A 24,777-nucleotide genomic window follows, 5' to 3' on the forward strand; every position below is an offset into this window, starting at 1 on the left:
AAAATGGAATCGAATATAATTTTTTAATAATTAAATAGAAAAGCAACTTTTAATAAATAGAATACACAGCAAAAAAATGTGACTTAAGATATATATTAAGACTAATTAGAAAAACAAGAAAACAAACGTGATCATAATCAACTTGTTTTTAAATTAATTAAATAATACTCGAATCATAAATATAAACATAAAAGCAATATTTATAATTAAGAGGAAACAAATATGATTACAAGGAGAGCACTACTTGCTAATGGCGCTAAGGTCGCTGTCGGAACCGTTTATGGTGGAACATTAGTCGGTTTTTTAACTGGGTGTGGTAGCAGTGATGACGCAGAAACCCCAATAGTTGAAGTCATACCCGGTGGACTCATGGTCGTCAACCCTATCTTATGTGTAGGTTGCCGACGTTGCGAAATAGCCTGTAGCTGGAGCCACGGAAAATCAGCTGTTAGCCCAAGCACCTCAAGAATTAAAGTTGCCAAAAACCTCAATTTTGGCCCCCATGGCGTGCAGCCAAACTATCAAGACCAGCGTGGTGAACAAGGTGATAGCACCATTGTGCCATCAACCTGTCGTCAATGTGATGTTTGCATGACCGTTTGCCCTCAAAAAGCGATTACCGTTAACGAAGAAACGGGAGCCAGAGTGGTCAACGATGACTTATGTGTCGGTTGTGGCTATTGCGCTGACAAATGCCCGCAGCAAGTTATCACCATAGATAAAACCACTCGAAAATCTCTCAAATGCGATCTTTGTGAAGGCAGCCCTAATTGTGCCCAAGTTTGCCCAACTGGTGCAATTAAGTTTTATACCTGGGAAGACGCTGTTGCCGAAGTTGAACTTCATGAAAAGTATTTAGAATTAGTTTAAAAACTAAAAAGGAATAATTATGACTACTACATATGGTGGCTGGGCCGGTTATATTTTAAGAGTTAATTTAACAACAAAAGTTATTACTAAAGAAACAACAGAAACCTATCACGATTATATTGGTGGAATGGGAATCGGTTATAAGGTTTTATGGGATGACCATGTCGATGGAATTAAAGCAACTGATGCAGAAAACCAATTAGTTATTTCAGCGGGACCATTAAGTGGCTCAGGTGCAATTTGTTCGGCTAGAACAACGATTACTTCTCGTAACCCTGTTATTCGAAATCACTTAATCACTGATGGCCACTTTGGCGGTCACTTTTCACCAGAGCTTAAATTTGCTGGTTACGATGCAATTATTATTGAAGGTAAATCAGAAACCCCTGTATGGCTAAAAATTGTTGATGACACTGTCACCCTCGAACCCGCTGACTCTTTATGGGGAGTAGGCATATTCGATACCTTTGCCAGCATCAGTAAATTAATGGGACAACAAGCTCAGATTGCAGCAATTGGCCCTAGTGGTGAACACCTTGTAGCTCAATCAACTATTCAAACTCAAGGTGGCCACTCAGCAGGCGGTCATGGGGCTGTACTAGGCTCTAAAAAACTTAAGGCCATTGGTATTATTGGAACTGGTACAGTCGATATCGCAGAATCGACAACCAATGAGCAATTACGTGAACTCGATGACCATATTCTTGGGATCATCGGCGCCAATAATAACGGCGTCGTGCCAAACCAACCACAATCATGGGCAGAGTATAGCTCTACAGGCAGTCGTTGGCGTGGTGGTCCAGGCGTCACATGGGGAGCCGCAGACAATCCTGTTGATGTGGGTGAAACACCATGGGATGACCGCCAAAAAGTGGGCATGCGCACCTCAATGGCAGAAATGTATTTTGGCCGTGATGAAGCCAATAAAATCTTTAAACGTCCAGGTGGCTGTCACTCGTGCCCTATTCGCTGTTTTTGCGAAGTTAAAAACCCAAAAATGAAAACCGAATACAATCTGCCAACCGAAAACATTACTAATGTATGTTTAGGTTTTCTCGACCCTTGGTACGCCATGGGTAAACCAAGCAGTGGTGAAAAACGAACCGACATTCAAACCGTTGGTGCCTATTATATGGATGATAATGGTATTTGGAGTGCTTACGGCCAACTGTCCCATTTAATGCGCGAATTTACCGCCCGCGGCTTTTGGGAAATCATTCTACCAGCTGAAGAATATGCTGCGATTAACTGGGCACAATACGCGGATCTCGATGCGCATTTTATGCAAGATTTCTATACCCGTATTGCCTACAGTGAAGATTATCCTGGCTCAAATATTCTAGGGCGCTGCCTAGGCCGTGGCTTACATGAATTCATTAATGAAGATGGTGAACTGTACAACGTTGAAGATATTCTTAATGAGGTAGAATCCCCTCGTATGGCGGAATTGACCTTCGAGTTAGAATCTGATGCAAATTATGATTTAGTCGGTAAAACCTACAGTGTATTTCTCGATAAAAACATGAAAGTGTTTAACCGATCTATGGTGGGTGGCGTTCACCACGCCAGTGAATCAGCAGGTCAAGTAGGAGCGCTGCTAAACACAGTATTTAACCGTGATCCGCAATGTCACTCGCACATCAACTTAATTAACTGTGGCCTTCCCCACGCCAAGATCGCCGAAGTAGCCGCGTCACTATGGGGTGAAGGCGCATTTGATCCAGTTCAACATTACACCGCCATGAATACCTCTAAAGCAAAATTTGCTAAATGGTGTTTAGTGAAAAATGTATTACATGATTCATTAACCCTATGTAACTGGATGTTCCCACTCGTTGTTTCACCAGATGCCAATCGAGACTATATCGGTGACAGCTCAATAGAAGCACAAATGTTCAGCCTTGTCACAGGCATTGAAACATCAGAAGCTGAACTGGACGCCATGGCGGAAAGTGTCTTGCAATTGCACCGCGCACTTACCGTGTTGCAAATGAATGAAATCGATCAGCGAAATAAACATGATGTCTTGTCTGAATGGGTTTATGACTTAGATCATGACAAGAATTTCGGCGACGAAGGCACGATTAAAATGGATCGAGACGATATCCAAATAGGCTTAGACATGTTTTACGCTGAAATGGGCTGGGATAAGGATACTGGCGTACCGACTCGTGCAACATTAGAAAAATTCAAACTGGGTTACGTCGCTGACAAGCTAGAAAGCTTGGCGTTGTTACCAGCATAGGTAAATAAAATATGATTGAACTGGTTGATTATATTCGCTTGCTAAGTAAGGACGGTCGTCTGGTGACGGCCGAGCAAGTTATTGCTGTCGCAGGCCTTGATGTAGAAATAGAAGATGTTGAACTCGCTCATCAGCAATTGATTGAAGATAGCCAATATCACGATATCGCCATTATAGCGGGAGAAAAAGAGCACTATTTTTATTCTAAAAGGTTCATTGTAAGAAGTTACGCCATCCAATGGATTGGGGTAAAAGATGATAAGTTAATTGAAACAATGGCGGATTATATTCGCCGTTATTCAGCAATGGGCGAACTCGTTGCAGCGGTTAACTTTAGCTATCCCCCTTATCAACTTGAACTCAGTGAATTAACGACATTAATTGATAAATTTAGCCAAACAGAGGGGTGCGAAGACATTCATTTTCAAGCCGATGCCAAGAATCATGAAACACAAAGTCATGGTTATTACTTCTCCATAAAAACCATGACCAACACTTATGCCAAAGTGTTGGCTGACCATGATCCATTTGAGTGGTCTGCATAGGTAAACGTTATTGCCTTATATGCCGTTTATAAGGCAATAACACCCCAATAAAATTAAAATAGGCTAAATTTCTTATTTATATTTAGCCAGTTTGGCTATGTACAGAATAAACTTTTGACTGATTTTCGCTAATCTTATTCGTTAGTTAACACTTCAAGAATAAAAACGCCGCTTTATCGTGACTAAGGTAAAACTTATCTAGTTTTTAACTCCTAAATTACCTCCCAGTTGGTACATTACTCAAACATGATTCCAACTAAGTGTGATATATGAAGCCAACAACTACACAAGAAAGTCTTCTGCATCTTGATTACATGACTTTGCTGGTATTTCTTCGACTTTACGAGTTTCAAAGCGGTAAACTCACAGCTGAGTCATTTAACGTTCCCCAATCAAAAATTAGTCGTTGCCTGTCTAGGTTACGAGAAGCTTTTGATGATCCCTTGTTTATCAAAAAAGTGTCAGGCTTAGAAATAACCGATAAGTCTCAGCGCCTTTACCCTATCCTTAAACGTATTGAGATCAACCATATCGATCTTGCACAAGAAATAGATAAAAGCATCGAAACACTTAACAGTGAAATTGTCATTCATGCGCCTTCTGGTTTTACAAATGGCGTGCTAAGGAAACTGTATAACTGCCAATGTAATAACGCGTGTATGAAACCCTGCGTAAAATCTGCAGTATTGCAAGACAACGGCGCAAATGACGAAGAAATGTTACTGAATAGTCATTGCGACATCGTCATTACCTGCAATCCGTCCATTCATGTTGGCATACAAAGTCAGAAAATTTGTGAAGTTACCGACACCTTTGTAGTCGCAAGAGAAAACCACCCAATTTGGGATGAGATGTATAAGCCAATTTTAGATCGTGTGCTTAATTACCCTGTCATTTTGACTGAAGTGCTGCATTTTAATAGCGAACTTGAAGCGACACCGTTAAAACAGTTTGCCGATTCTCGTCAAAGAGAATTACTCGTTGCCGCTAAAACAAACAACCTTAATGAAATTTCTGACTTCTTAGTCGGCACTGATGCTATTACTTTAGTGGTATCTCAAGGTGCTGTAGATTATTTAACCCATGATGACACCATCAGAGCGCAAATTGTCCCACGAAAAGAACGTGAAGAATTAATGCGTAATAAGCCCAATATGACGCTCTACATGCAAACCAGAAAGTCTGAACGTAAGCTATCTGAATGTGTAAAAAACAAAATTGCCGAGCTAATCACCACAGGAGCAAATGGCTGCATTAAAGCTTGTCAATTTGAGCGCTAAAATGATTGCCAGATTGTTAGTTAACCTAATACAAATAAACAAAATACCAGAAAGACTAATCAGCTAAATACTGAATCCTTACTCTATACACCAGCCGCAATGGCTGGTGTTACCGTGCTTTGCCATCACTTCCCTTTCAATCACAAAACACGCAAAAGCCATCGCAAGGCTCATTTCTAAATACGCCTGACAACTCGAGATACTGGTTCCGTAAGATTTCAGCAGTAATCTCTTCACTGGCCCATGGTTTAAATAACATCGTTATTATTCACTCAGATTTGACACTTGTTTGGAATGTCCGCAAGATAATTTGAGCTTTTGCTCTTTTCTCATCCAATCGGTTGAAAACAGCAAGAAATTTATCGATAAAAATAACACAGAAACAACGTTAAGTTTTCTTGTTCGTGTTTAATCAGAATGGAATCAAGATGCATAGACAAAATATCATTATCACAGGGGCAAGCTCAGGTTTAGGTCAAGGTATGGCCATAGAGTTTGCTAAACAAGGCTGCAATCTAGGACTTTGTGCTCGTAGAACCGAACGATTAGATGCATTAAAAAGTCAAATCGAGTCGATTAATCCGAATGTCAACGTCTGGTTATTACCGCTAGATGTCAATGACCATCAACAGGTGTTTGACGTTTTTGAGCAATTTACTCAGTTAATGGGGCAAGTTGATCGCATCATAGTGAATGCAGGTATGGGAAAAGGTGGCTCAATAGGCACAGGATTATTTGAAGCCAATAAACAAACTGCACAAACTAATTTCATCGCTGCTTTAGCTCAGTGTGAAGCTGCAATGAGTATATTCCGTAAACAAAACGCGGGCCACTTAGTCACAGTTTCCTCAATTAGTGCACTGCGAGGTTTTAGACGAGCAATGACCGTTTATGCAGCAACTAAAGCAGGATTAAGCTCGCTTTCCGAAGGCATACGGTTAGATGTAATGAATACACCGATTAAGGTTACTTGCGTACACCCTGGTTACATTAAAACAGAAATTAACGATCACGCCGATGGGGCATTATTTATGGTCGATGCTGAAACAGGCTGCAAAGCTATGGTCAAAGCAATCAATAAGGAACCTGCAAATTGTTATGTGCCAAGTTACCCTTGGGCGATGATTCAATTAATCCTCCGTATATTACCTGATAAGTTTTTACGTAAAATGAGCTAGAAAATCGCTTACTTTTCAGCTTGTCGTCATATGTTGTTTACACTAAACCGCAAACACAAAAGAGCAATAAAACAACATATTGCAGATATATCAAACTAAAAGCGCGCAAAACTGTTCATTAAATAATTTGATACCAGTTCATAAAAATTAAGTCAGAAACATAAAAAAGAGAAGCGTAAAGCTTCTCTTTTTTTATGTTCAAAATACTGAAACAGGATTACTTTAGCTCAGTAATATTAATCGAGCCTTTGCCATAGGTAGGATGGCCTTTTTGTTGTTCTTCAGGTAATTGATTTATGCAGTAATTAATATAAAAAATATTAAAAATTACCGTGAAGAACTTATTCATTTTGTAATCAATATCGAAGTTAACGTGAGCATAATCTTGAATCGCCGCTCTGGCACGAAAAGACCAAAAAACATAAAGACCAAATGCAATCAGCAGCATCATATTTCCGACAAATCCGAATAATCCCATATCACTGTGAGTTAGCACACCGCCAAGGCCAAAACACACAGCAATAGTTATCACGAAGCTATCGTCAGCAGTGCGAATTGAGGTGATATCATCCATTTTAGGGTATTTCGCAAACAACCAAAGAATGGGATAAATACCGCCAGTGAATACCGTCAACCAAAACAAACGACTTGTTTTAGTGTTAATTTTTTCAGGCAATTCTTTAATATTGGAAATCATGAATGCTAAAACCTTTTTAATCGAATAAGCTGCTAACAAAAACGGATTGTATTAGCTTATTATAAAACTAAATTGCAGTCGTTATTATCATGCAAAGTAAAATTAAATAATAAAATCAGTGTTTAGCTCTCATTTTAGACTAATAATGTCGCTTCGCCAGTCATGCCATATTGAGTCACTTTTTAGCGACAAACCCGCAGCATTACACGAGATTTCAGGCAATTATTCATCAAGGCGCAAAACTCATCAAAAAAAGCTGAGCGTAGATTAAGCTCAGCTTGCTCCCAAACGCATATTTTTGTCACAGCTATACCACAGTGTAACTCAAGAGGCTGTGAGCTCCTTTGCTAACGCATCGGCATATCCCATCTTAGTTAACGCTGAGCGCACAATATCTAAAGTCATGGGATCTTCGATTGTGGCAGGCACAGTAAAGGCACTATTGTCGGCAATTTTACGCATCGTCGCCCGTAATATTTTACCTGAACGGGTTTTAGGCAGCTTTTGCACCGCACTCACCAATCTAAAGGAGGCAACAGGACCTATTTCATGGCGAACTAAGGCTAATAACTCCTTATATAATTGCTCATCAGAAATATCGACACCATTTTTTAATACCACTAACCCTAGAGGCACTTGGCCTTTAAGTTTATCTTGCACACCAATCACTGCCGCCTCAGCCACAGCATCATGCTGACATAATACTTCTTCAAATCGACCTGTCGATAAACGGTGCCCAGCAACATTTATGATGTCATCAATACGACTCATAATATAAAGATACCCGTCTTCATCGATGTAACCAGCATCACCCGTTAAGTAATAACCGTCATACATGGATAAATAACTGTCGACGTAACGGCTGTCATTATTCCAAAGCGTGGTGAGATTTCCTGGCGGCAATGGCAATTTAATCACTACATTACCACTTTCATTGGCAGGCACTTGCTCACCAATAGCATCAAGTACTTCAACTTGGTAACCCGGTACTGGCCTTGCTGGCGATCCTGCTTTAACTTCAATAGGATCGGCTCCCATTAAATTGGCAGCAACTGGCCAACCAGTTTCAGTTTGCCACCAATGATCAATCACTGGCTTGTTCAACTTTTCTTGCGCCCAGTAAAGCGTATCAGGATCGCAACGCTCACCCGCTAAAAAGACTTGCCCAAGACAAGACAAATCAACGCCGTCTAATCCATCACCATTAGGGTCTTCTCGTTTAATTGCACGAATGGCCGTAGGAGCGGTAAAAAAACTTTTAACGTTATATTGTGCGATAATTCGCCAAAAAGCCCCAGCATCAGGCGTGCCAACGGGTTTGCCCTCATACATTAAGGTTGTCGCTCCCGCCATTAACGGTCCATAGACAATGTATGAGTGGCCTACAACCCACCCCACATCCGATGCAGCCCAAAATACATCGCCCGCATCAATATTATAAATATGCTTCATTGACCACATCATGGCGACTGCGTGGCCACCGTTATCTCTTACAACTCCTTTTGGTTGCCCTGTGGTACCTGAGGTATATAACACATATAAAGGGTGAGTTGACTCAAGGGGAACACAATCAATTAATGGTGCATCTGCTACTGCTTGCTGCCAATCAACATCGCGCTCACTCAGTAATTCAGCTTGATATTGTGGTCTATTTAAAATGACACAATGATTAACTTGGTGAGTCGCTTGCTCTAACGCTTCATCCAGTAGCGGTTTGTATTTAACAACACCAGATGGCTCGATACCGCATGATGCTGATAACACTAGCTTAGGCTTAGCATCGTTAATTCTGGTCGCAAGTTCATTAGCAGCAAAGCCACCAAAAACGACAGAATGGATTGCACCGATACGAGCACAAGCCAACATTGCATAGGCGGTTTCTGGCACCATGGGCATGTAAATGACGACTCTATCGCCTTTTTTAATACCAATGGATTCCATGTAACCAGCTAAACGACTGACTTGAGATAACAATTCTTGATACGTAATGCTGTAGTGATTTTGAGTCACAGGGCTCACATACTCGATGGCAATACGATCGCCATGACCCGCTTCAACATGCCTGTCGACAGCATTAAAACAAGAGTTCATTTTGCCACCAGCAAACCACTGATAAAAAGGGGCATTCGACTCGTCCAACACAGTGTTAAAGCGGGTAAACCAAGTCACTGCTTGTGATGCTTGTTGCCAAAACGTCTGCTTATCTTGTATAGATTGCTGATGCATCTTCATCCCTAATCCAGCCATATGCTATTCCTCTATCAGTTTTTTATTCGCAATTGATATTTTTATTTCTGATCATAATTTTTTCATTATGGCGTGGTTAAAAAATAAACCCTATTAGACCAAGGGATATAGAAATAGCGATAAATCCCGCTGCAATTTTCATAGAAATAATTAACTAACTAGCTGAAATTAAAACAGTAGTATAAATTTTCATGATAAACAGCAGCAAAAATTTGCTACACTTAGCTCAATTAGACACAAGCCTTTTCACCTCACCGAAACTGAGATTTTCTCAGTATTGGCAAGCTCAATTTACAACTTCATCAAGCGAAAGCACGTCACAAACTGGCGACAAACTTTACCTTTACGTAAACTTCATATATCTTGCATCAAAAGACGTATTTTTGGTGAGATGATGAGCGCGAACATAAACCCACAATCAACCTATTCAATTAGTGATTTATCAAAAGAATTTGATATCACGACTCGGAGTATTCGTTTTTACGAAGACCAAGGGCTTATTAAACCTAAACGCCGTGGGCAAACCCGTATTTACAGCTTAAAAGACAGAGTTCGTCTAAAACTGATTTTGCGTGGTAAGCGATTAGGCTTTTCGTTAGCTGAAACCCGTCGGTTATTCGAACTGTATGATGCGGATAAAAGCAGTACGTCACAATTACATACCATGCTCGACTTAGTAGAAGAAAAGAAAGCTTCGCTGCAGCAGCAAATGGATGACATCAAAGTCGTACTCATGGAGCTTAATTCTGCAGAGCAGCAATGCCGAGCAGCGCTAGAACAAGATTAAATAATTGGGGGGAGCCCCCCCTCAAAGCATCACAATTAACAACTAAGCTCAAAACGTCGCACTCATCGACTCGATATAACGTTAAACCAAGCAATTAGTCACTAAGAACTGATGCTTAACCAATACAAAGCTCAACATAAAAATTATAAGCCTAAGAAACAACATAGTTTCACGGTAAAAGTACCTAATATTCAACAGGACACAAGACAATGACATCACTCTACACAAGCCTTAATTTCGGCCTGGGCGAAGACGTGGATATGCTTCGCGACGCCATCAATGATTTCGCAACAAATGAAATCGCACCGATTGCTGCGCAGGTCGATCAAGACAATACATTCCCTAACCATATGTGGCCAGTATTAGGCGAAATGGGACTACTAGGCGTGACCGTACCAGAAGAGTTCGGCGGCGCTAATATGGGCTACCTTGCTCATGTTGTAGCCATGGAAGAAATCTCCCGCGCATCAGCTTCAATTGGCCTTAGTTATGGCGCACACTCAAACCTTTGCGTTAACCAAATTAACCGTAACGGTAATGCTGCTCAAAAAGCCAAGTACCTGCCTAAGCTGGTTAGTGGTGAGCACATTGGTGCCTTAGCCATGAGCGAACCTAATGCGGGTTCCGATGTGGTATCGATGAAGCTTCATGCTCGTAAAGAAGGCGACCGCTACATTCTAAATGGCAACAAAATGTGGATCACTAACGGTCCTGATGCCGACACTTTAGTGATTTACGCTAAAACCGATATCGATAAAGGCCCTCACGGCATTACCGCTTTTATCGTTGAAAAAACCTTTAAAGGTTTCAGCACCGCTCAAAAGCTAGACAAACTCGGAATGCGTGGCTCAAACACCTGTGAGCTTGTTTTTGAAGATTGTGAAGTCCCAGAAGAAAACATTCTAGGCGGCCTAAACAATGGCGTAAAAGTATTAATGAGCGGCTTAGATTATGAACGTGTCGTATTATCTGGTGGCCCATTAGGCATCATGAATGCGTGCATGGACATTGTTGTGCCCTACATTCACGAGCGTGAACAGTTTGGTAAATCAATCGGTGAATTTCAGCTTATCCAGGGCAAAATTGCTGATATGTACACCGGTATGAATGCAGCAAAATCATACGTTTATAACGTGGCGAAATCATGCGATCGCGGTGAAACCACTCGTAAAGATGCCGCTGGCGCTATCTTATACAGTGCAGAGTTGGCCACGAAAATGGCGTTAGATGCGATTCAATTACTCGGCGGCAATGGCTATATCAATGAATATGCCACAGGACGATTATTACGAGATGCCAAGCTATACGAAATCGGTGCTGGCACATCAGAAATTCGCCGCATGCTAATTGGCCGTGAACTGTTTAACGAAACAAAATAGTCAAGATAGCAACACGCTATCGTAAGCACATAACCTAAGCCGTTCAAACGGCGGGCATCCGTAACTAATCGGTAAATCGAAAGTGTTTTGCGTAGCGTGGTTGAGAGTTTCCCCCATTGTCTCAGCCATGCTAACGCCTCACTTGATTCAATAAGGATATGCATTGTGACGCAACTGAGCAGCCGTATTAACTCCCGTAGCGATGAATTTAAAGCCAAACATAATGACATGGCTGCCATCGTAGACGACCTAAAACTCAAACTCGCTAAGATTGAACAAGGTGGCGGGCCCGCTGCACTTGAACGTCATCTTTCGAGAGGTAAATTGCTCCCTCGCCAACGTGTCGAAAAGCTACTCGATCCAGGTTCACCTTTTCTGGAAATTTCTCAATTTGCAGCATACGAGGTGTATGATGAAGCCGTACCAGCGGCTGGGGTCATTGCCGGTATTGGTCGTGTTAGCGGCGTTGAATGTATGATTATTGCTAATGATGCAACAGTCAAAGGTGGAACCTACTACCCCATCACAGTGAAGAAGCATTTACGCGCTCAAGATATTGCAAGTCGCTGTCATCTTCCTTGTATCTATCTGGTTGATTCTGGCGGGGCAAACTTACCGCGCCAAGATGAAGTCTTCCCTGACCGAGATCACTTTGGCCGTATTTTCTACAACCAAGCGCAAATGTCAGCGAAAGGGATCCCGCAAGTGGCAGTGGTTATGGGGCTATGTACCGCAGGCGGCGCATACGTTCCAGCAATGGCTGATGAATCAATTATCGTCAAAGAGCAAGGCACCATCTTCTTAGCTGGGCCACCATTAGTTAAAGCAGCTACAGGTGAAGAAGTCACAGCAGAAGAACTTGGCGGTGCTGAAGTGCACACCAAAATTTCTGGTGTGGCAGATCATTTAGCGCAAAATGACGATCACGCATTAGAGCTTGCTCGTAAATCCATTGCGCGCCTTAATCATCAAAAAGACATTGCTGCGCAGCTAAGTCCTGTGAAACCACCTAAATTTGATATCAACGAGCTTTACGGCATTGTTGGCACCGACCTTAAAAAGCCATTTGATGTAAAAGAAGTGATTGCTCGTGTCGTTGATGACTCTGACTTTGATGAGTTCAAAGCAAATTACGGTAACACCTTAGTGTGTGGTTTTGCCCGTATTCACGGCTACCCTGTCGGTATTGTCGCCAATAATGGCATTTTATTTTCAGAGTCAGCACAAAAAGGCGCTCACTTTATTGAGCTATGTTGTCAGCGCAAAATCCCATTATTGTTCCTGCAAAACATCACTGGCTTCATGGTCGGTAAAAAGTATGAACATGAAGGCATCGCTAAGCACGGCGCTAAAATGGTGACAGCTGTTTCTTGTGCCAATGTGCCAAAATTTACCGTGATTATTGGCGGCAGTTATGGTGCAGGTAACTACGGCATGTGTGGCCGTGCATTCGAGCCAACGATGATGTGGATGTGGCCAAATGCCCGAATTTCCGTCATGGGCGGCGAGCAAGCTGCAGGCGTTTTAGCTACCGTTCGTCGTGACGGTTTAGCTCGTAAGGGACAAGATTGGTCAGATGAAGACGAACAAGCCTTTAGAAAACCCATTGTTGAGCAATACGACAAAGAAGGACATCCATATCATGCGAGTGCACGATTATGGGATGACGGCATTATCGACCCAGCGCAAACCCGCGATGTGGTAGGTCTAGCTTTATCGGCGGCACTAAATGCGCCTATTGAAGATACCAAATTTGGTGTATTCCGCATGTAATTGCGGTTTAACAATAGGAGTACATGATGACTGATACAGTGACACTACCGCTTTCTTTTCAACACATCGAATGTCAGCTTAACCAAGGTATTGGTGAGTTAATACTTAATCGTGTTGAAAAGCATAACGCCTTTGATGAAGTGATGATTAATGAAATGATCACCGCCATTGAGTTTTTTGCCAATAACGAAACTTGCCATCAATTAATTCTACGAGCCAACGGGAAAAACTTCAGTGCAGGCGCAGACCTTAATTGGATGCGCAAACAAGCTCAAATGGACTTCGAGCAAAATCTCGATGACGCCCATGAGCTAGCTAAATTAATGCATGTTTTAGACAAATTTCCCAAACCGACCATTGCCTTAGTCAATGGCGCAGCCTTTGGCGGTGCACTTGGTCTTATATGCTGCTGTGATATCGCCATCGCCAATGAGCGTGCAAGCTTTTGTTTAAGCGAAGTCAAACTCGGCCTTATCCCTGCGGTAATTAGCCCTTATGTCGTCAGAGCAATGGGGAACCGCCAAGCAAGACGTTACATGCTCACAGCTGAACGTTTTAGTGCTAACGTTGCGCTAGCTCATCAAGTTATTCACGAAATTAATGATGATTTAGATGCCGCTGCAAAACCCTTTATCGATGCTTTTAACGCGAATAGCCCCCAAGGCATGGCATGGGTTAAAACCTTAGTATCTCACCTCGAAGATGGTGTAATTAACGACGACACTCTTACCTACACCAGTGAGCAAATCGCCCGTATTCGGGTCTCTGATGAAGGTCAAGAAGGTCTTAACGCCTTCTTTGAAAAACGCCCTGCTGCTTGGACAACTGCCAGCAAAAATAATAACGATAAAAGCCCCCAAGCAAGCACCAAGACTGCTGCACAAGGAGTTCAGTAATGTTTACCAAATTATTAATTGCTAATCGCGGTGAAATTGCGTGTCGCATTATTAACACCGCCAGAGATATGGGCATACGCACAGTCGCTTTATACTCTGACGCTGATGCCAATGCCCGTCACGTTGCCATGACTGATGAGTCATTTCACATCGGTGGCAGTGCCCCTGCTGACTCATATCTAAAAGCTGATTTAATTATTGATATTGCTAAAAAATCAGGCGCTGAAGCCATTCATCCTGGTTATGGCTTTTTATCAGAAAATGCAGAATTTGCTCGCAACTGTGAACAAAATGGCGTTGCATTTGTCGGTCCAGGTAGCGATGCAATTGATGCCATGGGCAGCAAAAGTGCCGCTAAAATCATTATGGGGGCGGCCAATGTACCATTAGTGCCTGGTTATCATGGCGATGACCAAAGCGATGCGACATTACTTGATGAAGCAAAAAATGTTGGCTACCCAATGCTCATTAAAGCCGCTTATGGCGGTGGTGGTAAAGGGATGCGCATTGTTGAAAGCCAGGCCGACGTGCTTGAAGCCATTAACTCAGCACGTCGTGAAGCAGCATCATCATTTGGCAATGACAAACTATTGATGGAGCGCTACCTTCGCCAACCTCGTCACGTTGAAGTGCAAGTCTTTGCTGACACTTTTGGCAACACGATTTACTTATCCGATCGTGACTGTTCAATTCAGCGTCGCCATCAAAAAGTGGTCGAAGAAGCACCAGCACCAGGCCTAAGTGATAGTTTACGCAAACAAATGGGTGAAGCGGCAGTCGCAGCAGCAAAAGCTATTGATTATGTTGGCGCTGGTACGGTTGAGTTCTTACTTGATACCGATGACAGTTTTTACTTCATGGAAATGAACACCCGCCTGCAAGTTGAGCATCCAGTGACAGAAATGGTCACAGGGCAAGATTTAGTCAAATGGCAATTGATGGTAGCAAGTGGCAGCGAATTACCTTTGTCTCAAGATGAGGTGCGGGTTCACGGACATGCTTTTGAAGTGCGTATTTACGCCGAAGATCCCCGTAATGAGTTTTTACCAGCTGCTGGTAAATTAAACTTCCTACGTGAGCCTGATCAAAACCGTCATGTACGCATTGATTCGGGTATTCGTGAAAACGATACCATCAGTAACTTTTACGATCCGATGATTTCAAAACTGATTGTATGGGACGAATCTCGCCCTCGCGCATTGCAGCGTTTAACCCACGCATTAAGCTCGTACCAAATCAGCGGTCTGAAACACAATATCGAATTTTTAGCCAATATTGCCGAACATAAAGCCTTTGCAGAAGCCGACTTTTGCACCGACTTTATTGAGCGTTACTCAAATAGCTTAATTGGCGATGTCACCGATGAAACTGAAAATGCACTGGCATTAGCCGGTCTTTACCAGGTATTGGCCCGTCAACACGCTGCAAAAATCAATGCCACCAATAGCGATGATCCTTACTCGCCTTGGGGTCAAGTCAGCGGCTTTAGGCTCAACAGTGCCAATGTGCATCATGTTGCATTGCTGCATGTCACAGGCGCAGATGGCGAACACGAACTGCAAAACCTAGTGATAACTGATTTAGGAGACTCGCTGCACCTTGGTTTAAATGGTCAAGCCCTTAAACTGGCTGGCAGCATCAAAGATGAGGTCTTACTGGCTGAAATTAACGGTCATAAAAGTAAAGTACCAGTTAGCCATGAAGGCGATGAGTTCACGCTATTTTTACCTTCTGGTAGTTATCACTTTAAAGCGGTTCTCGCCCAAGAAGCCGAAGAAACAGTTGATAGCGCAGAAAAACTAAAAGCCCCGATGAATGGCACTGTGGTAACACACTTGGTTGAAGTCGGTGAAACCGTCGTTGAAGGGCAAGGGCTTCTAGTCATGGAAGCCATGAAAATGGAATACACCATCGAAGCCCCTTTTGATGGTGTAGTGAGTGAGTTTTATTTTCAAAGCGGCGAGCTCGTCACCGACGGTGTTCAGCTTTTAAATGTCGAACCAACGGCTGACGCCGAACAAGCATAAGGCGTAAATAATGTTGCCGCATAAAGTCAGTATTTTTGAAGTTGGAGCCCGTGACGGATTACAAAATGAGCTTCCCGTCAGCACGCAAGACAAGTTAACGCTCATCGACCAGTTAGCTGATGTAGGTGTAACGCGAATTGAAGCGGGTAGCTTTGTTTCCCCTAAATGGGTGCCACAAATGGCCGACTCGGGTGATATTTTTAAGCAATTAACCCGCAAGCCAGATGTTGTTTACTCCGCTTTAACCCCTAACTTAAAGGGGCTGGAACTTGCGCTTGACGCTGGAGCAGATGAAGTCGCTATTTTTGGCGCAGCATCAGAAACTTTCAGTCAGCGCAATATAAACTGCTCTATTGAAGAGTCTATTGCACGCTTTGAGCCAGTCATGGCAATGGCTAAAGCCCGTAACATTCCAGTACGAGGTTATGTCTCATGTGTCCTTGGCTGTCCTTACGAAGGTGACATTGAGATTGATGAAGTCGCTCGCGTGTCTGAAATACTTTACAAAATGGGTTGTTACGAGATTTCACTTGGCGACACCATTGGTGTTGGCACCCCCATTAAAGCCCGTAAGATGGTTGAAGCCGTGGCTAAGTTAGTGCCTGTTGAAAAACTGGCGCTACACTTCCATGACACCTATGGCCAAGCGCTTGCCAATATACAAGCTTGTTTAGACACGGGCATCAGTGTGATTGACTCATCTGTGGCCGGCCTAGGTGGTTGCCCATACGCTAAAGGTGCATCAGGCAATTTAGCGACAGAAGATGTTGTATACATGCTTCATGGTATGGGGATTGAAACCGGTATCGACTTACACAAATTAGCTAAAGCTGGCCAACAAATTAGCGCCGCTTTAGGCCGACTAACGGGCTCAAAAGTTGCTCAAGCAATTTGCAGTGAATAACCAAGGTTATTCTGGCCCCAATAATTTGCACTTAACGCAAGATAGAAAAGGACAAGATGATGGCAGGACTCAATAAAGTCGTTCATAGCTACGAAGAAGCCTTAAACGGACTCACCAATGACATGACCATCATGGTCGGTGGCTTTGGCCTTTGTGGTATTCCAGAAGGGTTAATTAACCACATGGTAAAAATGGGTGTAACAGGATTAACCGCCATCTCAAACAACGCTGGTGTTGATGATTTCGGCTTAGGCCTTCTGCTTAAAGAACGTCAAATCGCCACCATGATTGCCTCGTATGTGGGCGAAAACGCCACGTTTGAGCAGCAAATGTTATCGGGTGAGTTAAACGTTATCTTGACTCCACAAGGCACATTGGCTGAAAAAATCCGTGCTGGCGGCGCTGGAATTCCTGCGTTCTTTACCGCAACTGGATACGGAACTCCTATTGCTGAAGGCAAAGAAACCCGTGAAATAAAAGGCCGACATTATGTGCTTGAAGATTCACTGACCTCTGACTTTGCCCTTGTTCGTGCATGGAAAGCTGACACGATGGGCAATCTGATCTTTCGTAAAACGGCAGCGAACTTTAACCCTATGATGGCAACTGCGGGCAAGATTACGGTCGTTGAAGCAGAAGAGATTGTCCAACCGGGTGAATTAGATCCAAACCACATTCATACCCCAGGTATTTATGTTGACCGCGTCATACAAGCAAGCTTTGAAAAACGCATCGAACAACGTACTGTCAAACCAACTGACACGGCTGCAAAATAAGGAGCAAGAACATGGCTTTATCAAGAGAACAACTTGCTCAACGTGTAGCACAAGAAATGCAAGACGGCTTTTACGTTAACTTAGGTATCGGTATTCCAACATTAGTCGCTAATTACATTCCAGACGGCATGAGCGTCATGCTTCAATCTGAAAATGGCTTGCTGGGTATGGGCGAGTTCCCAACCGAAGACACCATTGATGCTGATTTAATTAATGCAGGTAAACAAACGGTCACCGCTGTTGATGGCGCATCTTTTTTCTCATCAGCAGAAAGCTTTGCCATGATCCGCGGCGGTCATGTGGATTTAACCGTACTAGGTGCATTTGAAGTGGATGTTAATGGTTCAATTGCATCATGGATGATCCCAGGAAAATTAATTAAAGGCATGGGCGGCGCAATGGATTTAGTGGCTGGCGCTGACAATATTATCGTCACCATGATGCACGCTGATAAAAAAGGTAACTCAAAGCTACTGCCTCTATGTGAGCTGCCATTAACAGGCTACGGCTGCATCAAACGTGTCATGACAGACTTGGCCTTTATGGAAATCAAAGACGGCGCATTTCACTTGTTAGAGCGAGCACCAGGGGTGAGCGTTGAAGAGATTGCTTCTAAAACTGCAGGTAAGTTGGTCGTGCCAGAGCATGTACCAGAAATGGTGTTTTAAATTGAATGTTTGATTCAATTTAACTTTGGATAAAAAATCAAAAGCGAGCTTCATTTGAGGTTCGCTTTTTTGTTGGTGATTCTGAAGTTTTATGAGATTGCTTAAAGCCACAAAGATAACAGCAAGATCAAAGTCGTGGCGCTTCGCCCACACCAGACGAAAGGGAAACAACAGCATTTCCCTTCTCGACATCCCTTGCCGCTCCAAAGAAGTATTTTCCTATGACTATTAAGCCAATTCAATGGAGATTGTTGTGTCTCTGAACTTCAATAGTAATTATTATCTAGATTACTCCATATCAAGTTTTTGATATAGATTAGTTCCTAGTTCACATTTACCAAGTTACTATAACTTAATAAATTTTTAAATTATGGAGCACTAAAATTGGCACTCCCCATCTTTGTGGAAAATATACGAGATATTTTTCAAACTGCAGCTCTAATAAACAATGAACTAATAATTAGAACCAATATATCTGGTGAAAGCATATTCTCATATCCGCTTGATGAAGTAACACCGAAGGAGTTATTACGTTGGGGTAAAAAAGATCTAAAAGGTAAAGATGCTCATGCTCGTTCAAATGGAATTACTAATGCAAAAAAATCAATAGACCTCCTCATTGAACAAAATCTAAAATCTTTAAATATTTCTGTAAAAAATAAAAATGTAACTGAATTCATAAAAAAAAGCCCTGTTTTAGAAGAAGGTGGAAACTCTAAAACACAACTAATTGCATCTCTTGGTATCGCACCTTCAATATTAATTTCCGATATCTGGGCACACAGAAATGATGCTGAACATGAATACTTAATTCCTCCACTAAGAGATGTTAAACAAGCAATTGAAGTTGCTGAACTTTTAATGTTAAGTAATGATACTAGAGAAAGACAAGCTCACAATATAGAGATTAGAGATGTCAAAATCGAAAACCTTGGAAATAAATCTAATGAAGAAGATCCATTCAGATTAGCACCAATCCCTATGGGAGTTATTTTCAGTTGGGAGTTTGCTGAAAAGAGAACCCTATTCAAACTACAGTATAATGAATTTAAAGAAGGTAACTATCAAAGCTACATTTATGAGTTTAAAGGTTATGAGCATGAGTATTTATTACTAATAAAAGCCTCCTTTTGCGAGAAAACCTATGATAGAGAAGAATTTGAAAGCACTATTGAAGAGTTTTTAGAATACATATATGGCAAATCCTTTAGAGTTCGAGAATTTCAATATAATGATCCCCAATAAAGCTTTACTAAGTCATTTTTCTTCTTGAAATAATAAGTGGAGTCAAAGTTATCTAACTCAGAAGATTCCAGTTACCCGCTGCCAATTAAACATCTTCCGTTGGAAGTGTCTGAATGCGTTAAGCTCATTTGCATGATGGAGGCTGGTCATTCTCGTGCATCCATGCACCACATGACATTCAGGCATCCTGACTATCGACGCCGACATGGCCTCAGATTGAGCTATGGATGGTGAATCTCAGGCGGTAGCAAATTCGCTTATTTAGCATGAAATTGCTCGTTTAAAAAGGTATTTCGTAGCGCCCAAGGCTCTTACAATCTCACTAAAACTTAATTATCTCCCCTTTAGCCTCAAGTTCATTTAAATATTTTAAGGATGCTTTGTCATCATAATAAACAGACCAGTCGAAAAAAAATTTTTGAATATACATTACTGCAGCACCTAAAAACATGAATAAATATCCATCTTGATTTGGTAAAATACCCTTAGTTTCCTGAGCTATCATTCCAAACCAAATCCCCTTAACCCAAAATAGATACACGTGTAAACAGAAGACAATAAAAGCGATTAATAAGCAAAAAGCTGCACTGAAGCTAAAAGGCGCTTTACCATGCTTCTTGAAGTCATAACTTGAACTACCAAAATTATCTACTTTGAATATTTCCATAGTTTTTCCACTAAATACAAAACGTATTAAAGCTCCATAACCGTAGGTAAATATAAAAAAGATAATTAACCCCATCACGATAGCCATTAAGTTACCCTCCAAATAGTTTGAACGAAAAAGTATAGTTAAATCTCAATCTTCATAATAAATATCTTTCTCCACAAAGCTAATTTCATCCTTTTGGATTATAAAAGGAATAAGTGGATGATTAAGTAAGGCCTGATTAAGTGATGATTAAGTCTCTTTCCAACACCAAATGAACCTACCGGTTAAATGATCTCCGTTAGAAGTGTCTGAATTCGTTAAGTTCATTTGCGTGATGGAGGCTGGTCATTCTCGTGCATCCATGCACCACATGACATTAAGGCATCCTGCCTATCGACGCCGACATAGCCTCAGTTAAGCCATGGTCACTCTTAGCATCCCAGCTAGAGTCAAATTAAAAAATATTAGGCTTCTATCACAAAGCTGCCTTGCATAATCGCCCAGTGACCAGGAAATGAACAAAAGAATCGGTAAGCGGCTTTGCTATCTAACCCCTCAATATTAAACGTTATTGATGTTGAGCCACCGCCGCCAATAACGTCAGTATGGGCTAACACTCTTTCATCACCCGCTTTTATATAGCTGTTATCAACACCTGCGGTCATGCCGTCATTCGCAATAGCTTGAACATTGTCAGCAGTGCTTAGTACCCAGTTATGGCCCATTGCTGATTTAGGTAAACTGCCTGAATGATGTAAGTTTAAGGTCACTTCTTTACAGGTCGCTGGCACTGATAAACTTTTCTTATCAAATTGCATCGCATCATTGGCCGTAATTGTTAGTTCGCACTCACTTGCGTTAACGTTTAGGCTCATTAACATTACGCCTAGTGCAGCAGTAGCTTTAATCATGTTGGTCATATCATTTCCTTGTGACGTTATAGAATGCATTGTTATTAAAAACGAAAGCATACTAAAACAATTCACAGCAAATGAGAATGATTATCAATTGTAAATAAGTTAAATATTGATTAGCACTTAGCGAATAACCCTTTAGGAGAAATCAAAAGAGTTTGCGTATTCTACTCTTCTAGGATGCTTACTTCATATGTCTGCGTATATAAAAAATATCGATTATGTGGCAAAAGAGCGCTGTAATTTAATCTTTAATTACCGCTTTGCATGTAAGATAGGGGGTTAATCTTCCCAAATAGGCTCTGCCCTATTGCCATTGTTAGGCTAATTTCATGACGTTTGATATTTTATTACTGTTACTTGCTGGTTTTTTTGGCGGCGTTTTAAACTCGCTAGCTGGCGGCGGTAGTTTTATCACTTTCCCTGCATTAATATTTGTTGGCGTGCCACCGATTATGGCTAATGCAACCAATACTTTTTCGTCCTTTGCTGGATATCTCAGTGGTGCATTTGCATTTAGACGAGAGCTGCTTGCTCATAAAAAAGAGATTAAAACCATTATCATCACCAGTTTATTTGGTGGTGCTTTCGGCGCATGGCTATTACTCATTTCTCCAGAGACCGTGTTCCAACAAGCGATTCCTTGGTTACTATTATTTGCAACCTTACTGTTTATTTTTGGCTCTAAAATCAATGCCTTTTTCAGTCGTTTATCGAATCAACATAAGTATGCCTCTCAATTGGGCGCGGTAATGTTATTTTTAGTGCTACTAGCTGTCTGTATATACGGCGGTTTTTTCAATGCGGGGTTAGGCATTATCGGTTTAAGCTATTTGGCATTAGCTGGGCACACTAATATCAATGCGATGAATGGCATTAAGCTAGTCATTTCTTCATCGGTTTCCTTAATCGCTATTATTTTATTTATCTACAATGATGCAATTGCTTGGTTCGAGGGGGTTACGGTACTGGTTGGTACTTTGATTGGCGGTTATATGTCAGCCCATATTGCTAACAAGGTATCCCAAGTACGCATGAGGCAGTTTGTGATTGTGATGAGTTGCGCCATTACGGTTTATTTCTTTTACTCCACATATTCTAACCCTCTGTAAAAACTAGATGCAGCTTGTTTTTGTAATGAGCTTTAACAGTTCGGTGTATTTGTTTTACACCACATATTTATACCTTCCCCAAAAAACTAGGTGCAGCTTGTTATTGTAATAAGCTGCATCATTACGGTGTATTTCTCTTACTCCACTTATTGTCATCCTCTCAAAAGATGAGATACATGTAGTGAGTGACTCCTATTCCAGTTTCATTCTTAACAACAAAGCGGTGTTAATTACAGATATAAGGTTATCGTTTCTGGCAGGTCACCGCTTTGTTACCGAAGTAACAATTCAGGGTTTAAGCAAAGTAAAACTCACTACTAAGCTTCAGCCAAAAGTCCCATACCGAAGAGGCTTAAACTAAAATAAAACGAAATAATTCTGTAACAAGCAATAAACCCAATGAAAACCCAGACATATATAGTAAATGGAATTTACGATACTGAAAAAATGTACCTCACGATTGGTAAAGACTCAGTAGAGAAGCACTTTAAACCTTACCGTAAATACATTAGTCGTTATAACATCGAAAAAGAATCATTAGTTAGACTTCAAAATATTAATGGAGTCCCCAATTTAATCGACTGTGATGACAGAAACAAAACACTGGTGATGTCAAAAATTTCGGGTAAAACGCCAGCCTATCTAACCCGTGATAACTTGAAAGATTTGATTAAATTAGTCAATAAAATGCTCGATGCAGGTGTTGCCCGTCACGCATTACCCATAAGAGATATCATTGTTGATAATCAGAATAAATTAGGCTTAGTAGACTTCGAACGCTCTACTTTACGCGGCTCAATCATCCGCCTTGATTGGTATGTGGCCAAAAAAGTCACTCACTACCATTTATATCGATTAATTGCTCAATTCCAGCCTGACCTACTTACGAATAAGCAAAGCCAAAAACTCAATGCTGTAACTCGAATTCGACACTTCTTCAAACGCTAGTACAGCGTGCTTTACTAGAAACAGCCGGCGATTGTCATGCTTTAACTGCTTTCAGTGCAAATCAGTCTATTGGTTGATAGTGGTTGTTTTTAATCAAGATTAATCAACCTGCAAAACTCACAACATATAGCAAAATCAGTAAATTAGATCAAATTCGTTATTATATTCAACATTAAATATCACCTATTAATTCAGTGGGTTTAATCGTGCAAGTTTTGCATTTTATATTAGGCTTAAAGATTGTCATCTATTGACATAAAGCAGTGATTTGACAAACTTCTAAGGAGAGAAAAATGTCTAAGAAATTAATAGCGCTACTTATCTCAGGTCTATTGCTGGGTTGTGGTAGTAGTGATGATTCAGAAGAGCCAGCACCAGAAGCTGAAATACCGCAACCAGAGGTTGAAGATCCCGCTCCCACACCAACCCAAGGTATCTTTATCGATAGTGCCGTTATTGGTATTGGATATCGAACAGAAACTCAATCTGGAGTCACTGATGAAGAAGGTAATTATAATTACCTTGAAGGTGAAACTGTCACTTTCTTTATCGGCGACCTAACCTTCCCTGCAACACCAGCATCAGGAGTTGTCACCCCTTTTAATATTGCGGCATCTGAAAGTGTTGATGACAATCAAGTAGTAAACATCGCAAGGTTGCTACAAACGCTTGACCAAGATGGCGATACTTCCAATGGGATTACCATTACCGATACCGCTATCGCAACAGCTGAACCGGTTGATTTTAATTTAAGCACAGATGAATTTGCCGATGATCCTGCGGTTAAAACCACTATTGAAAATGGCGGTCAAGATACCGCTGTAACAGACTTAGTTGATGCAGACGATGCTGTCGACCACTTAACCGAACAAGTTGCGGCGAATGGCGTTCAGGTTGGTATCACAGGCACTTGGCATTATCCAGATGACGATAATGATTTACTCACGTTAGTATTCTTTAACGATGGCACCTATGCGCATTTTGAAGTTGACTCAGAGGATGAAGAGGAAGAGTCAGGAATGGAATGGGGAATGTACAGCCGTGACAGCGAAACCAACCGTGTTATTGCCAGTCAAACATTTGATGAAAATGGCGATACAGGCTTAACTGATTTTACTGACGTAGATGGTGCACCTTTATTATTTGCCGAAGTTATGGAAGAACAATTAGTCCTTTCAATCGACGAAGATGCCAATGACTCAATTGATGAAACACTTAATTTTGATAAGCAAGGCAGCGAGGGTGTTGTCGGCACCTGGTTAGTAAAAGCAACCGATGATCAACCCGGTGATGAAAATGACTTGTTGATGTTGTTATTTAACGATGATGGAACATACATTCATGCAGAAATAGACCTAGATGGTGAGGCCGAAGAGTCTGGCATGGAATGGGGAACCTACAGTATCGATAGTGAAAGCAATATGGTCACAGTAACCCAAACGTTTGATAGTAATGGAGACACTGGGTTAACTGATTTTGTCGGTGAAGATGGGCCTTCCCTATCAATGTCGGCACAAGGCAATACGTTGCTTTTATATATCGACGAGGATGGTGATGGCGACGTTGATACTCAGATGTTATTCCTGCGTCAATAAACAATGTACACAAGCTAACTCAGTAGGTTCAATCTACAC

22 protein-coding genes are annotated in these 24,777 nt (G+C 41.5%); 17 read left to right on the forward strand and 5 right to left on the reverse strand.

The window, feature by feature from the left end; genetic code table 11:
* Positions 1-222 precede the first annotated feature (222 nt).
* The 4 genes from SJ2017_RS14390 (at position 223) to SJ2017_RS14405 (ending at position 4,940) form a co-directional block, all read left to right on the forward strand.
* The gene (locus SJ2017_RS14390) at positions 223-870 is read left to right on the forward strand and encodes a 4Fe-4S dicluster domain-containing protein (protein WP_080916187.1); all 648 of its coding nucleotides are present in this window, start codon (positions 223-225) and stop codon (positions 868-870) included.
* A 19-nt stretch (positions 871-889) separates the two neighbouring features.
* Positions 890-3,115: an aldehyde ferredoxin oxidoreductase gene (locus SJ2017_RS14395; protein WP_080916188.1), complete on the forward strand. Its 2,226-nt coding sequence runs from the start codon at positions 890-892 to the stop codon at positions 3,113-3,115.
* An 11-nt stretch (positions 3,116-3,126) separates the two neighbouring features.
* Positions 3,127-3,660 (forward strand): hypothetical protein, encoded by a 534-nt coding sequence (locus SJ2017_RS14400; protein ID WP_080916189.1) that lies wholly within the window; start codon positions 3,127-3,129, stop codon positions 3,658-3,660.
* 269 nt (positions 3,661-3,929) lie between these two features.
* Positions 3,930-4,940 carry a LysR family transcriptional regulator gene (locus tag SJ2017_RS14405; RefSeq protein ID WP_055026079.1) on the forward strand — a complete coding sequence of 337 codons (1,011 nt, stop codon included), beginning with the start codon at positions 3,930-3,932 and terminating at the stop codon, positions 4,938-4,940.
* A gap of 78 nt (positions 4,941-5,018) precedes the next feature.
* Here SJ2017_RS14405 and SJ2017_RS21600 read toward each other — a convergent pair whose 3' ends face one another.
* Positions 5,019-5,177: a hypothetical protein gene (locus SJ2017_RS21600; RefSeq protein ID WP_167692928.1), complete on the reverse strand. Its 159-nt coding sequence runs from the start codon at positions 5,175-5,177 to the stop codon at positions 5,019-5,021.
* A 191-nt stretch (positions 5,178-5,368) separates the two neighbouring features.
* Between SJ2017_RS21600 and SJ2017_RS14410 the strand changes: the two genes are divergently transcribed.
* A complete protein-coding gene (locus SJ2017_RS14410; protein WP_080916190.1) occupies positions 5,369-6,118 on the forward strand; it encodes an SDR family oxidoreductase in 750 nt (249 codons plus the stop codon).
* Positions 6,119-6,335: 217 nt separating this feature from the next.
* Here SJ2017_RS14410 and SJ2017_RS14415 read toward each other — a convergent pair whose 3' ends face one another.
* Both SJ2017_RS14415 and SJ2017_RS14420 read right to left on the reverse strand, forming a co-directional pair.
* Positions 6,336-6,815 carry a hypothetical protein gene (locus SJ2017_RS14415; RefSeq protein ID WP_055026077.1) on the reverse strand — a complete coding sequence of 160 codons (480 nt, stop codon included), beginning with the start codon at positions 6,813-6,815 and terminating at the stop codon, positions 6,336-6,338.
* Between the two features lie 324 nt (positions 6,816-7,139).
* Positions 7,140-9,062: a propionyl-CoA synthetase gene (locus SJ2017_RS14420; RefSeq protein WP_080916191.1), complete on the reverse strand. Its 1,923-nt coding sequence runs from the start codon at positions 9,060-9,062 to the stop codon at positions 7,140-7,142.
* Positions 9,063-9,456: 394 nt separating this feature from the next.
* Between SJ2017_RS14420 and SJ2017_RS14425 the strand changes: the two genes are divergently transcribed.
* The 9 genes from SJ2017_RS14425 (at position 9,457) to SJ2017_RS14465 (ending at position 19,517) form a co-directional block, all read left to right on the forward strand.
* Positions 9,457-9,849, forward strand: coding sequence for a MerR family transcriptional regulator (locus SJ2017_RS14425; RefSeq protein ID WP_055026075.1), 393 nt, complete (start codon positions 9,457-9,459; stop codon positions 9,847-9,849).
* Between the two features lie 209 nt (positions 9,850-10,058).
* Positions 10,059-11,228, forward strand: a complete 1,170-nt coding sequence (locus SJ2017_RS14430; RefSeq protein ID WP_055026074.1) for an isovaleryl-CoA dehydrogenase — start codon at positions 10,059-10,061, stop codon at positions 11,226-11,228.
* A gap of 165 nt (positions 11,229-11,393) precedes the next feature.
* Positions 11,394-13,001 carry a carboxyl transferase domain-containing protein gene (locus tag SJ2017_RS14435; RefSeq protein ID WP_065108480.1) on the forward strand — a complete coding sequence of 536 codons (1,608 nt, stop codon included), beginning with the start codon at positions 11,394-11,396 and terminating at the stop codon, positions 12,999-13,001.
* Between the two features lie 26 nt (positions 13,002-13,027).
* On the forward strand, positions 13,028-13,897 hold the full coding sequence (locus tag SJ2017_RS14440; RefSeq protein WP_080916192.1) for an enoyl-CoA hydratase-related protein: 870 nt from the start codon (positions 13,028-13,030) through the stop codon (positions 13,895-13,897).
* A complete protein-coding gene (locus SJ2017_RS14445) occupies positions 13,897-15,924 on the forward strand; it encodes an acetyl/propionyl/methylcrotonyl-CoA carboxylase subunit alpha (protein WP_080916193.1) in 2,028 nt (675 codons plus the stop codon). Before SJ2017_RS14440 ends, SJ2017_RS14445 begins: the two co-directional genes overlap by 1 nt.
* A 10-nt stretch (positions 15,925-15,934) precedes the next feature.
* A complete protein-coding gene (locus SJ2017_RS14450) occupies positions 15,935-16,828 on the forward strand; it encodes a hydroxymethylglutaryl-CoA lyase (protein WP_080916194.1) in 894 nt (297 codons plus the stop codon).
* A 59-nt stretch (positions 16,829-16,887) separates the two neighbouring features.
* Positions 16,888-17,604 carry a CoA transferase subunit A gene (locus tag SJ2017_RS14455; protein ID WP_055026069.1) on the forward strand — a complete coding sequence of 239 codons (717 nt, stop codon included), beginning with the start codon at positions 16,888-16,890 and terminating at the stop codon, positions 17,602-17,604.
* 11 nt (positions 17,605-17,615) lie between these two features.
* Complete coding sequence (locus tag SJ2017_RS14460) at positions 17,616-18,272, forward strand: 3-oxoacid CoA-transferase subunit B (protein WP_080916195.1); 657 nt, start codon at positions 17,616-17,618, stop codon at positions 18,270-18,272.
* Between the two features lie 384 nt (positions 18,273-18,656).
* Complete coding sequence (locus tag SJ2017_RS14465) at positions 18,657-19,517, forward strand: hypothetical protein (RefSeq protein WP_080916196.1); 861 nt, start codon at positions 18,657-18,659, stop codon at positions 19,515-19,517.
* Between the two features lie 322 nt (positions 19,518-19,839).
* Here SJ2017_RS14465 and SJ2017_RS14470 read toward each other — a convergent pair whose 3' ends face one another.
* Together SJ2017_RS14470 and azu are read right to left on the reverse strand one after the other, a co-directional pair.
* Positions 19,840-20,271, reverse strand: a complete 432-nt coding sequence (locus SJ2017_RS14470) for a hypothetical protein (protein WP_080916197.1) — start codon at positions 20,269-20,271, stop codon at positions 19,840-19,842.
* Positions 20,272-20,633: 362 nt separating this feature from the next.
* Positions 20,634-21,080 carry an azurin gene (gene azu, locus SJ2017_RS14475; RefSeq protein WP_420820587.1) on the reverse strand — a complete coding sequence of 149 codons (447 nt, stop codon included), beginning with the start codon at positions 21,078-21,080 and terminating at the stop codon, positions 20,634-20,636.
* Positions 21,081-21,415: 335 nt separating this feature from the next.
* On the opposite strand from azu, the gene SJ2017_RS14480 reads away from it, so the two are divergent.
* The 3 genes from SJ2017_RS14480 to SJ2017_RS14490 all read left to right on the forward strand — a co-directional run bounded on the left by SJ2017_RS14480 (position 21,416) and on the right by SJ2017_RS14490 (position 24,738).
* Positions 21,416-22,195 carry a sulfite exporter TauE/SafE family protein gene (locus tag SJ2017_RS14480; protein ID WP_080916198.1) on the forward strand — a complete coding sequence of 260 codons (780 nt, stop codon included), beginning with the start codon at positions 21,416-21,418 and terminating at the stop codon, positions 22,193-22,195.
* A gap of 399 nt (positions 22,196-22,594) precedes the next feature.
* Positions 22,595-23,143 (forward strand): BUD32 family EKC/KEOPS complex subunit, encoded by a 549-nt coding sequence (locus tag SJ2017_RS14485; RefSeq protein WP_156003301.1) that lies wholly within the window; start codon positions 22,595-22,597, stop codon positions 23,141-23,143.
* Between the two features lie 293 nt (positions 23,144-23,436).
* Complete coding sequence (locus SJ2017_RS14490) at positions 23,437-24,738, forward strand: hypothetical protein (protein ID WP_080916200.1); 1,302 nt, start codon at positions 23,437-23,439, stop codon at positions 24,736-24,738.
* Positions 24,739-24,777 lie beyond the last annotated feature (39 nt).

It is taken from the genome of Shewanella japonica (assembly GCF_002075795.1).
Taxonomy (GTDB): Bacteria; Pseudomonadota; Gammaproteobacteria; order Enterobacterales; family Shewanellaceae; genus Shewanella; species Shewanella japonica.

Coding starts and splice junctions, on each gene's coding strand:
- SJ2017_RS14390 (WP_080916187.1), top strand. CDS start 223: ATGATTACAAGGAGAGCACTACTTGCTAATGGCGCTAAGGTCGCTGTC.
- SJ2017_RS14395 (WP_080916188.1), top strand. CDS start 890: ATGACTACTACATATGGTGGCTGGGCCGGTTATATTTTAAGAGTTAAT.
- SJ2017_RS14400 (WP_080916189.1), top strand. CDS start 3,127: ATGATTGAACTGGTTGATTATATTCGCTTGCTAAGTAAGGACGGTCGT.
- SJ2017_RS14405 (WP_055026079.1), top strand. CDS start 3,930: ATGAAGCCAACAACTACACAAGAAAGTCTTCTGCATCTTGATTACATG.
- SJ2017_RS14410 (WP_080916190.1), top strand. CDS start 5,369: ATGCATAGACAAAATATCATTATCACAGGGGCAAGCTCAGGTTTAGGT.
- SJ2017_RS14415 (WP_055026077.1), bottom strand. CDS start 6,815: ATGATTTCCAATATTAAAGAATTGCCTGAAAAAATTAACACTAAAACA.
- SJ2017_RS14420 (WP_080916191.1), bottom strand. CDS start 9,062: ATGGCTGGATTAGGGATGAAGATGCATCAGCAATCTATACAAGATAAG.
- SJ2017_RS14425 (WP_055026075.1), top strand. CDS start 9,457: ATGAGCGCGAACATAAACCCACAATCAACCTATTCAATTAGTGATTTA.
- SJ2017_RS14430 (WP_055026074.1), top strand. CDS start 10,059: ATGACATCACTCTACACAAGCCTTAATTTCGGCCTGGGCGAAGACGTG.
- SJ2017_RS14440 (WP_080916192.1), top strand. CDS start 13,028: ATGACTGATACAGTGACACTACCGCTTTCTTTTCAACACATCGAATGT.
- SJ2017_RS14445 (WP_080916193.1), top strand. CDS start 13,897: ATGTTTACCAAATTATTAATTGCTAATCGCGGTGAAATTGCGTGTCGC.
- SJ2017_RS14450 (WP_080916194.1), top strand. CDS start 15,935: ATGTTGCCGCATAAAGTCAGTATTTTTGAAGTTGGAGCCCGTGACGGA.
- SJ2017_RS14455 (WP_055026069.1), top strand. CDS start 16,888: ATGGCAGGACTCAATAAAGTCGTTCATAGCTACGAAGAAGCCTTAAAC.
- SJ2017_RS14460 (WP_080916195.1), top strand. CDS start 17,616: ATGGCTTTATCAAGAGAACAACTTGCTCAACGTGTAGCACAAGAAATG.
- SJ2017_RS14470 (WP_080916197.1), bottom strand. CDS start 20,271: ATGGCTATCGTGATGGGGTTAATTATCTTTTTTATATTTACCTACGGT.
- azu (WP_420820587.1), bottom strand. CDS start 21,080: ATGATTAAAGCTACTGCTGCACTAGGCGTAATGTTAATGAGCCTAAAC.
- SJ2017_RS14480 (WP_080916198.1), top strand. CDS start 21,416: ATGACGTTTGATATTTTATTACTGTTACTTGCTGGTTTTTTTGGCGGC.
- SJ2017_RS14485 (WP_156003301.1), top strand. CDS start 22,595: ATGAAAACCCAGACATATATAGTAAATGGAATTTACGATACTGAAAAA.
- SJ2017_RS14490 (WP_080916200.1), top strand. CDS start 23,437: ATGTCTAAGAAATTAATAGCGCTACTTATCTCAGGTCTATTGCTGGGT.